Raw genomic sequence first — 9,799 nt, 5'->3', positions numbered from 1 at the left:
GACCGCGCCGAACGGTCCTCCGCGTCCCGACGTCACATTCTCCGTCGCCAGCGCGATTGCCTTCTCCATAAAGATTGGATTGCCTTGCATCGGCTCTGTATCCTTACACTCGGATTGCGCGGAGGCCCTTGCGGGATATTGCGGGATACTCAAATTATGTCACACGCCTTCGTCTCGAATTGCGTTGTCACACCCGCCGGAACGCGCCCAGCCGCGCTCCTCGTCGAAGGCGAACGTATCCGCGCCATTTGCAATCTCTCCGAGGTCCCCGCCGACGCAACCCTTCACGACTGCGGCAACCTCGCCATCCTTCCCGGCCTCGTCGATACGCACGTCCACATCAACCAGCCCGGACGCACCGAGTGGGAGGGCTTCCCCACCGCCACCCGCGCCGCAGCCGCAGGCGGCATCACCACCGTCGTCGATATGCCGCTCAACTGCCTGCCCGCCACCACCACCGTTGCGGCGCTCGAAGCCAAGCGCCAATCAGCGCATGGCCAATGCTTCATCGACTGGGCTCCCTGGGGCGGCGCCGTCGCCGACAACCAGCGCGACATTCTCCCGCTCGCCCGCGCCGGAGTCCGTGGCTACAAATGCTTCCTCATCCACCCCGGCTGCGAAGGCTTCACCATGATCGACCGCCGACAACTCGAAGCCGCGCTCCCGCACATTGCCCAGTCCAGCCTGCCGCTGCTTGTCCATGCCGAACTCGCGGGCCCTATTGATCGCGCCACACTCGCTCTCGCAAACGCCGACCGGCGCAGGTATTCAACCTACCTCTCCTCGCGCCCCGACGAAGCTGAACTCGAAGCCATTCGCCTGATGATCGGCCTCTGCCGCCGCTTCAACTTTCGTCTCCACATCGTCCACCTCTCTACCGCGCTCGCTCTCAAAGACCTCCGCCGCGCCCGCGACGAAGGTCTTCCTGTCACCGTCGAAACCTGCCCGCACTATCTCCACTTCACTGCCGAAGAGATCCCCGACGGCTCGACCGTCCACAAATGCGCGCCGCCCATCCGCAACCACGCCAACCGCGAAGCTCTCTGGCAGGCGCTCGCCGCGGGCGACATCGACATGATCGTCACCGACCACTCCCCATGCCCGCCCGCAATGAAGTCCTCAGACCGTGGCAGCGCAGAGACTCCCCGCTTCGACGAAGCCTGGGGCGGCATCGCCAGCCTCTCGCTCGCGCTCCCCATCATCTACACCGAGTGCGCGGCACGCGGCTACACACTCGACCACATCGCCCGCTGGATGAGTTCCGCCCCTTCCGCGCTCGCCGGCCTCAGCCACCGCACCGGCTCGCTCGAACCCGGCCGCGAAGCCACCTTCGTCCTCTTCGACACCGAAGCCGAGTTCACCGTCACGCCAGGTCATCTCCACTTCCACCACCCCATCTCGCCCTACCTCGGCGAAACCCTCCGAGGCCAGGTGCGTGCCACCTGGCTGCGCGGCGAGCGCATCTTCCACGAAGGCTCCTTCACCCCAAACCCAACCGGCCGCGAGATCATCATCTGAAACGCCGCCAAGATATTTCATCTCAGCAACGCCGCCAGAGTATTTCGTCTCAGCCAAAAACTCGGCGATCACCGCCGCACCACGTCATCTCGACCGAAGGCGGCGCTTTTGCCGCCATAGTGGAGAGATCCCTGTATTTGCATTTTTCACCCGTCATTCCTTATCCTTCCAGTTTTGATGAACCCCCACCTCGCCCGCTGGAACACGCTCGACGCCGACTCCGCCGCACGCGAAGTTCTACCCTGCAACGGCTCGCGCTCATGGGCACAAAAGCTCGCCGCCGCGCGCCCCATCGCCGACGAAGCCACCCTCATCGATCATGCAAACGCCATCTGGCGCGCTCTCCCTCAAGAAGACTGGCAGGAAGCATTCGACAGCCACCCGCGCATCGGCGAACAAAAACCGCAATCGCACGCCACCGCCGAATCCCTCCGCTGGTCGGCCGAAGAGCAGAAAGCCGCATCACAAGACGCTCAGGCAAAAGAAGCTCTCGCCGACGCCAACCGCCGTTACGAGCGAACATTCGGCCGCATCTTCCTCATCTGCGCCTCCGGCAAATCTTCCGGCGAGATCCTCACCGCACTCGAATCCCGCCTCCACAACGACCCCGCAACCGAACTCCGTGAAGCCGCCGAACAGCAGCGCCGGATCACCGAGCTCCGCCTCCGCCGCTGGCTCGAATCACACTGATGCGTGCCGCGATATACACTTGAGCACGAAAAATATGGGCATCTCCACCCACGTCCTCGACCTCACCTCCGGCCGCCCCGCCGCAGCCCTCGCCGTCACGCTCTCGCGCCTCATCGAAGAGACCTGGTCGGTGCTCTACGTCACCGCCACGGACAACAATGGCCGCGTAGCCACGCTGCTTCCCGAGAGCTACTCGCTCGCCGCCGGCACCTATCGCATCCAGTTCGATACATCCGGCTACTTCTCGCAGCGTCGCGCCGCCTGCCTCTATCCGTACATCGACATCACCTTCGAGGTCCGCGATGCAGCCGAGCACTATCACATCCCGCTGCTGCTCACGGCCAACGGCTACACCACCTACCGGGGAAGCTGACCCATGATCGAGATCGCCGAAGACCGCTACGGCAAATCCCGCGTCCGCCTCATGAAGGTCACGCGCCACCCGCATGGCAACGACCTCCGCGAGTGGACCGTCGAAGTCCTGCTCCAGGGCGACTTCAACGCCGCTCATACCACAGGCGACAACGCCAACATCCTTCCCACCGACACGATGAAGAACACCGTCTACTCCGTCGCCCGCAGTTCCACCGCGACCACGATGGAAGACTACGCCAGGGAACTCGCCGACTATATCCTCGCGCGCAACCAGCAGGTCACATCCGCTGCCGTCCGCATCGAAGCTGCACTCTGGCGACGCCTCACCATCGACGGCCAGCCGCATCCCGACACCTTCATGCACGGCTCCAACGAGGTCCAGACCACTCGCGTCGAGCGCGCGCAGGGCCAGCCCTTCATCATCCACTCCGGCTTCGACCACCTCGTCCTGCTCAAGACCGCGCACTCCGCCTTCACCGGCTACATCCACGATCCGCTCACCACGCTCAAGGAGACCACCGATCGCCTCTTCGGCACCGCCATCCGCGCCGAGTGGCACTACACCTCCGCACACCTCGACTTCGACCAGCTACGCAAAAAAATCCGCGAGACCATGCTCCACACCTTCGCCGCACACAACAGCCAATCCGTGCAGCACACGCTCTACGCCATGGCGCACGACGCGCTCGAAGCCGTGCCCGAGATCGACGACCTCCACCTCACCATGCCCAACAAACACTGCCTGCTCGTCGATCTCTCCCGCTTCGGCCAGGACAACCCCAACCAGATCTTCGTTCCCACCGACGAACCGCACGGCCACATCGAAGCCCGCCTCCACCGCACACCATGACAATCAAAACATGTCATTCTGCCCCTGAGCTTGTCGAAGGGGAAGAATCCCCGCAGTCGCTTGTAGGTACCCCAAGGCTTCAGCCTTGGGTCTCTCAGCGCCTCAAAAGCCATAGGCTTTAGCCCATGGGGTATGCTTTCCGCAACGTCCTTGCAGGCGTCCTCATCTGCGTTTAGAAGTTTCTTATTCATCCATGACCGTCGCTCATCTATCCCGCGCCCGCACCGCCGCCCGCGTCATCGAACGCTGCCGTCAGATCGCCGCCTTGACGGAGGTCCCGGGCGAGACCACGCGGCTCTTCCTCTCTCCGCCCGCGCGCCGCGTTCACACGCTCGTCACCGAGTGGATGCAGGCAGCCTCCATGTCCGTCCGCATCGATGCAGCCGGGAATCTGCGCGGCGTGCTCCCCGGTCCCACCGCACACGCGCCGCGCCTCATCCTCGGCTCGCATCTCGACACCGTGCCCAACGCCGGAGCCTTCGACGGCGTCCTCGGCGTCGTGCTCGGCATCGCCGTTGCTGAAGAGCTGCGCGGTCAAAGCCTTCCCTTCGCCATCGAAGTCATCGGCTTCTCCGAAGAAGAAGGCGTGCGCTTCAGCACGCCGTTCATCGGCAGCCTCGCCGTCATCGGCAAACTCGATGCAGAGGCACTCGCGCGCACCGACCGCAACGGCGTCACCATCGCCGAGGCCATCCGCATCTTCGGCCTCAACCTCAGCGATCTTCCCAACGCCCAGCTCGCAGCAAGCTCCTTCGCCTATCTCGAACTCCACATCGAACAAGGCCCGCTGCTTGAAAGCGAAGGCCTGCCGTTGGGCATCGTCGAAGCCATCGCCGGACAGACCCGCATGTCCTTCGTCTTCGAGGGCCGCGCCAACCACGCAGGCACCACGCCCATGCACCTGCGCCGCGACGCGCTCGCCGCCGCTGCCCAATGGATTACCGCAGTCGAAGTCTACGCGAACGAGCACGACGGTCTCGTCGCCACCGTCGGCAGGATCGACGCGCAGCCGGGAGCAGGCAACGTTGTCGCCGCGCGCGTCACCGCCTCGCTCGACGTGCGCCACGCCAGCGATAACGCACGCACCGCCGCCGTCCGCGCGCTCGTCTCCGCCGCAGAACTCGCCGCCGCAAAGCGCGGAGTCACACTCAGCACGCAGACACATCTCGAACAATCTGCCGTCCCCATGGACCCGCACCTCACGCGCCTGCTCGAATCAGCCGCAAAAAAATCGAACACGCCGACGCGCAAAATGCCCAGCGGAGCAGGCCACGACGCCATGATCGTCGCCCAGCGCCTGCCTGCGGCGATGCTCTTCCTCCGCAGCCCCGGCGGCATCAGCCACCATCCGGACGAAACCGTTCTACCGGGCGATGTCGAAGCTGCGCTCAACACCGCCATCGAGTTCCTCTCGCTCCTGCGCGATGATAAGACCATTCCGAAGGACGACCATGCATAATCTCGGCCACACCCGCAGCGTCAACCACCGCGATCATCTGCTCCACACACCTGACGCCTTCGTCCGCACCACGCTCCCCGGCATGGAGCGCGCCGCCGCCATCGTCCACATCTCACCCGCCATCGGCGCGGCCTTCACGCAATACACCGCCGAACTTGAACCCGGCGGCACGCTCGGCCCCACATACGCGCAACGATTCCTCTACCTGCTCGAAGGCGCAGCCGACCTGGCGACTGAAGTCAGCTTCCACTCGCTCACACCCGGCAGCTTCGCTTATCTTCCGCAGGGCACGCCTCACACGCTCACCGCGCAGCGGTCCACACGCCTCGCCGTCATCGAAAAGCCCTACGAGCCGCTTGAACACACGCCGTCCCCAGAAGTCCTCGTGGGCCGCGAAGACAGCGCGCTCTCGACGCCGCTCAATGACGACCCCGACCTCCAGGTCCGCGCGCTCGTCCCCGCATCGCCCGCGCACGACTTCGCCGTCAACACCATGACCTACCAGCCCGGAGCCGCGCTCAGCCAGGTCGAAGTCCACATCATGGAGCACGGCCTCGTGATGCTCGAAGGCGGCGGCATCTATCGCTTAGGAAACAACTGGTACCCCGTCACCGCAGGCGACGTTATCTGGATGGCCCCCTACTGCCCGCAGTGGTTCGCAGCCATCGGCAAACGCCCCGCAAAATACCTCATCTATAAGGACGCCAACCGCCACCCGCTGGGCTAGTTTTGTATTTCCATTTCGTAGCGCAGTGGAGGAATCTGCTTTTCCAACCAGCCACAAACCCTCGGGTACCCCATCCATCGCGGCCTTTTGCGATGGATGGGAATGTACAACCTCCACTCAGCCTGGCGCCCACCACAGCCGGGTGCCCCATCTTCGGCGCGGCCTTATCGCGCCTGACGTGGGGAGATGCCCACCACAGCGCCCCGGCGAATGCACTACAATCCCCGTGCCATGCAAATCCAAATCGACCAGGCACGCCTCATCGACGAACTCCAAACCCTCGCCACGATCACCAGCGTCGAACCCTCCCCCGAAGGCACCGCCGTCACCCGCATCGTCTTCACGCCCGACGATCTCCGCGCCCGCACCTGGCTCAAATCGCTCGCGCAACAGGAAGGCTTCACCCTCCGCGAAGACGCCGCAGGCAACACGTTCATCCGCTGGCAAGGCTCCGACCCATCGCTCTCCGCCGTGGCCACCGGTTCACACACCGACGCCGTCCCCCACGCCGGCATGTACGACGGCACCGTCGGCGTCCTCGGCGGCCTCGAAGCCCTGCGCGCGCTCAAGCAGAGCGGCTACACCCCGCGCCGGTCTATCGAATTGGTGATGCTCACCAGCGAAGAGCCCACCCGCTTCGGTATCGGATGCATCGGCAGCCGCCTGATGGCGGGCGTCCTCGACCCGGCGCGCGCGGACCGACTCCGCGACCTCACCCACGCGAACGATGACGAAGCATCCACACTCGCCGCCATCCGCACAGCCGCAGGCTTCACCGGCCCGCTCGAATCCGTCAAGCTGCCGCCCAACCACTTCCACGCCTGGGTCGAACTCCACATCGAGCAAGGCCCCTTGCTCGAACGCGAACACATCCCCATCGGCATCGTCACCCACATCGCCGCACCCGCAAGCTATCGCTTCACCATCACCGGCCTCGGCGGCCACGCAGGCGCGCTCCTCATGCCCGACCGCAAGGACGCCCTCTGCGCCGCCGCCGAGCTCATCTTGTCTGTCGAGAGACATGCGCTGGCAACACGCGCCATCGACACCGTTGCTACCATCGGCACCTGCGACGTGCATCCCGGCGCAGTCAACAGCGTCCCTAGCCGCGTCGCGCTCGCGCTCGACATCCGCGACACCGACCCTGCCCGCCGCGAATCAGTCATGCAAGCCATCCGCGCCGACATCGCCGACATCGCCCGCCGCCGCAACATCACCATCGACGAGCAGTTCATCAATGCCGACGCCCCCGCCGTCTCCTCGCCACACATCGTCCAAACGCTCGAAGCCATCTGCACAGCCGAAGACATCCCGTACAAAACGATGGTGAGCCGCGCTTACCACGACTCCTCCTTCATCGCGGCCATCGCGCCCATCGCCATGATCTTCATCCCCTGCCGCAACGGCGTCAGCCACCGACCCGATGAGTACGCCGCCCCCGAAGACATCGCCCGCGGCACCCGCCTGCTCGCCCTCGCGCTTGCTAAACTCACATCAGAGTAACCTGCTATCTAAGGTCGAGGTGTCATCGTAATCTGCTATCCCCAAAGCCCCCGGTTTACGAAGTGTCATCCTGAGCGGAGCGCGAAGCACGCAGTCGAAGGACCTGCGGTTTGATCGCTCAGCACACAACTCCACGCTGCAAGAACACACCATCAGAGCCGTAGAACCCCACACTCGAGCCGCCATGCCCATCGCCTCCATCAACCCCGCCAACAACCGCTTCCTGCGCACCTTCGACCCACTCACCGAAGAGGAAACCCGCAGCAAAATCACCCTCGCCGCCGAGACCTTCCGCGCCTACGCCACCATCCCGCTCGAACACCGCGCTCTCTGGATGCGCAAGCTCGCCGCCATCCTCGAAACCGAAACCGACGAGCTCGCCGCCACCATCACCGTCGAGATGGGCAAGCCCATCCACGCGGCCCGTCAGGAAGTCCTGAAGTGCGCTACCGCCTGCCGCTACTACGCCGACAACGCTGCCCGCATCCTCGCGCCCGAATCCATCCCCACCGGCACACCAACAGAGGCGCGCATCAGCTACGTCCGCTACGACCCGCTCGGCGTCATCCTCGCCATCATGCCGTGGAACTTCCCCTTCTGGCAGGTCTTCCGCTTCCTCGCGCCCGCGCTCATGTCCGGCAACACCGCCCTGCTCAAGCACGCATCGAACGTCCCGCAGTGCGCCCTCACCATCGAATCGCTCGTCCGCCGCGCAGGCTTCCCACGCGGCGCCTTCCAGACGCTGCTCCTCGAAGCCCGCCATGTCGAGCACGTCCTCGCCGACCCGCGCATCACCGCCGTCACCCTCACCGGCTCCGAGCCCGCTGGCCGAGCCGTCGCCGCGCAAGCCGGCTGGCTCATCAAAAAATCCGTCCTCGAGCTCGGCGGCTCCGACCCCTTCATCGTCCTGCCCTCCGCCGACCTCGACCACGCGGTCGAAACCGCCGTCCGCGCGCGCCTCGTCAACTCCGGCCAGTCCTGCATCGCCGCCAAACGCTTCCTCGTCCACGACACCATCTACGACGCCTTCGAGTCCCGCTTCATCGCCCTCATGGAGTCCATGCGCATCGGCGACCCTATGCGCGAGGACACCGACCTCGGCCCGCTCGCCACCCTCGGCATCCTCGAAGACCTCGAAGCCCAGATCGAAGCCGCCCTCCGCGACGGTGCGCGCATTCTCGCCGGAGGCCAGCGCATGGCGGGCGCAGGCAACTACTTCGAGCCCACCGTCCTCACCAACGTCCCGCGCAACTCGCCCGTCTACCGCGAAGAGATCTTCGGCCCCGTCGCCATGCTCTTCCGCGTCCGCGACCTCTCGGAAGCCATCGCCATCGCCAACGACACGCCCTTCGGCCTTGCCGCCAGCGCCTGGACCCGCGACCCCACCGAACAGCAGCGCCTCATCGCCGAACTCCAATGCGGAGCCGTCTTCCTCAACGAGATGGTCGCCAGCGACCCGCGCCTCCCCTTCGGAGGCATCAAACACTCCGGCTACGGCCGCGAACTCTCCGCCGCCGGCATGCGCGAATTCCTCAACGCCAAGACGGTCGTCATCGCCTCGGTCGAGTCTGCCAAACCTAGCCCCCAATAATCGGGTGCCCCATCTTCGCGACGGCTTCATCGTCGCTAAGGTGGGCCATTTTCGCGGCCAGCGAAAATCCGATCCTCCAAAATTCGTCCACGCCAATAGATCGGAGACGCAAATGGATACTGAATACGAGATGGCACGTCGGCACTACGGATACGGACGATGGGATGCTCGCTATTGGTTCATTGGCCCGGAACAGGGAAAGGGACGCAACGAATCCTTTGATAACACTCTGCGAGTGAACGCGTGGAGGCAGCTTGGCGCGTCCGAACTGTGCGACTGTTATGACTTTCATTGTCTTATTGGCGAGCAAGACTGGCACAAGGACAGGCCAAATCTCCAACGAACCGGGAGGCCATTGATATTGCTCTTGAAGACATTTCTCAACGAGTCCACACATTTGGACAGCCTTCGCGTTTACCAACGTGATCATTGGGGGAGAGAAAACGGCAGCGAAACTTGTGTAATCGAGTTGTCTGGCTCCGCCGTCAGAAATTCCAAGGTGTGCATCGACCGTGAACGATTCAGGCATGAAAGAATCGAGATCATCCGAGAGAGGATGCGCACCCACAAACCTGAGTTTGTGGTCATGTACGGCAAGAAAGATCACGCTCATTGGAAAGAGATCGCTGGATGCGAGCCAATTTGCGATGACGTCGTAAGACACGGGCCTACAATGATCGCGTTCGCGCCGCATCCGAACACCCGACGCAGAAGAGATACCGATTGGGAAGAGTTAGGCAAAAAGTTACGCAAAATTGCAGGTCGCCTTTAAAAGGCTTCCACCGGAAATTAAGCGACCAGCGTAGCCGACAACCTCACCCCAAGCGCATGAACGACCTTCAGCACCGTCCCTAACTCCGGATTTCCTGTCTCGCTCAACGCCCTGTACAGCGCCTCGCGCGCAATCCCCGTGTCGCGGGCGAGCTGAGCAATCCCACCCCGCGCCCGCGCCACCGCGCCAAGCGCCTTTGCAATATAGCGCGGATCGTCACTCTCCAGCGCCTCGGTCAAATAGGCAGAGATTGTCTCATCATCCGTCAGAAACTCCGCCGCGTCATACGTCTTTGTCCGCACTCTCATCGCCTA

10 protein-coding genes are annotated in these 9,799 nt (G+C 63.8%); 9 read left to right on the top strand and 1 reads right to left on the bottom strand.

What is annotated here, in order from left to right:
- Positions 1–156: 156 nt before the first annotated feature.
- The 9 genes from allB to VFU66_RS15190 all read left to right on the top strand — a co-directional run bounded on the left by allB (position 157) and on the right by VFU66_RS15190 (position 9,485).
- Entirely contained in the window at positions 157–1,518 is a 1,362-nt protein-coding gene (gene allB, locus VFU66_RS15230; protein ID WP_326447122.1) for an allantoinase AllB, read from the top strand.
- Between the two features lie 177 nt (positions 1,519–1,695).
- Positions 1,696–2,208 carry a 2-oxo-4-hydroxy-4-carboxy-5-ureidoimidazoline decarboxylase gene (gene uraD, locus VFU66_RS15225; RefSeq protein ID WP_326447121.1) on the top strand — a complete coding sequence of 171 codons (513 nt, stop codon included), beginning with the start codon at positions 1,696–1,698 and terminating at the stop codon, positions 2,206–2,208.
- A 19-nt stretch (positions 2,209–2,227) separates the two neighbouring features.
- Positions 2,228–2,581, top strand: coding sequence for a hydroxyisourate hydrolase (uraH, locus tag VFU66_RS15220; protein ID WP_326447120.1), 354 nt, complete (start codon positions 2,228–2,230; stop codon positions 2,579–2,581).
- A gap of 3 nt (positions 2,582–2,584) precedes the next feature.
- Entirely contained in the window at positions 2,585–3,433 is an 849-nt protein-coding gene (gene pucL, locus VFU66_RS15215) for a factor-independent urate hydroxylase (protein ID WP_326447119.1), read from the top strand.
- Between the two features lie 193 nt (positions 3,434–3,626).
- On the top strand, positions 3,627–4,892 hold the full coding sequence (locus VFU66_RS15210) for an allantoate amidohydrolase (RefSeq protein ID WP_326447118.1): 1,266 nt from the start codon (positions 3,627–3,629) through the stop codon (positions 4,890–4,892).
- Positions 4,885–5,619, top strand: a complete 735-nt coding sequence (gene allE, locus VFU66_RS15205) for a (S)-ureidoglycine aminohydrolase (RefSeq protein ID WP_326447117.1) — start codon at positions 4,885–4,887, stop codon at positions 5,617–5,619. The genes VFU66_RS15210 and allE overlap by 8 nt, the downstream gene beginning before the upstream one ends.
- A gap of 231 nt (positions 5,620–5,850) precedes the next feature.
- A complete protein-coding gene (locus VFU66_RS15200) occupies positions 5,851–7,122 on the top strand; it encodes a M20 family metallo-hydrolase (protein ID WP_326447116.1) in 1,272 nt (423 codons plus the stop codon).
- Between the two features lie 184 nt (positions 7,123–7,306).
- On the top strand, positions 7,307–8,713 hold the full coding sequence (locus VFU66_RS15195) for an NAD-dependent succinate-semialdehyde dehydrogenase (protein WP_326447115.1): 1,407 nt from the start codon (positions 7,307–7,309) through the stop codon (positions 8,711–8,713).
- 112 nt (positions 8,714–8,825) lie between these two features.
- On the top strand, positions 8,826–9,485 hold the full coding sequence (locus VFU66_RS15190) for a hypothetical protein (RefSeq protein ID WP_326447114.1): 660 nt from the start codon (positions 8,826–8,828) through the stop codon (positions 9,483–9,485).
- A gap of 17 nt (positions 9,486–9,502) precedes the next feature.
- Here the strand turns inward: VFU66_RS15190 and VFU66_RS15185 are convergent, their stop codons facing one another.
- The gene (locus VFU66_RS15185) at positions 9,503–9,787 is read right to left on the bottom strand and encodes an addiction module antidote protein (protein ID WP_326447113.1); all 285 of its coding nucleotides are present in this window, start codon (positions 9,785–9,787) and stop codon (positions 9,503–9,505) included.
- Positions 9,788–9,799: the final 12 nt, after the last annotated feature.

Source organism: Edaphobacter sp. (assembly GCF_035763405.1).
Taxonomy (GTDB): Bacteria; Acidobacteriota; Terriglobia; order Terriglobales; family Acidobacteriaceae; genus Edaphobacter.
The sequence above is the reverse complement of the archived record's forward strand: the minus strand, read 5'-3'. Positions and strand labels throughout refer to the sequence as shown.

Excerpts from the sequence above, each read along its gene's own strand:
- VFU66_RS15200 (WP_326447116.1), top strand. The coding sequence starts at position 5,851 with ATGCAAATCCAAATCGACCAGGCACGCCTCATCGACGAACTCCAAACC.
- VFU66_RS15195 (WP_326447115.1), top strand. The coding sequence starts at position 7,307 with ATGCCCATCGCCTCCATCAACCCCGCCAACAACCGCTTCCTGCGCACC.
- allB (WP_326447122.1), top strand. The coding sequence starts at position 157 with ATGTCACACGCCTTCGTCTCGAATTGCGTTGTCACACCCGCCGGAACG.
- VFU66_RS15190 (WP_326447114.1), top strand. The coding sequence starts at position 8,826 with ATGGATACTGAATACGAGATGGCACGTCGGCACTACGGATACGGACGA.
- uraD (WP_326447121.1), top strand. The coding sequence starts at position 1,696 with ATGAACCCCCACCTCGCCCGCTGGAACACGCTCGACGCCGACTCCGCC.
- allE (WP_326447117.1), top strand. The coding sequence starts at position 4,885 with ATGCATAATCTCGGCCACACCCGCAGCGTCAACCACCGCGATCATCTG.
- pucL (WP_326447119.1), top strand. The coding sequence starts at position 2,585 with ATGATCGAGATCGCCGAAGACCGCTACGGCAAATCCCGCGTCCGCCTC.
- VFU66_RS15210 (WP_326447118.1), top strand. The coding sequence starts at position 3,627 with ATGACCGTCGCTCATCTATCCCGCGCCCGCACCGCCGCCCGCGTCATC.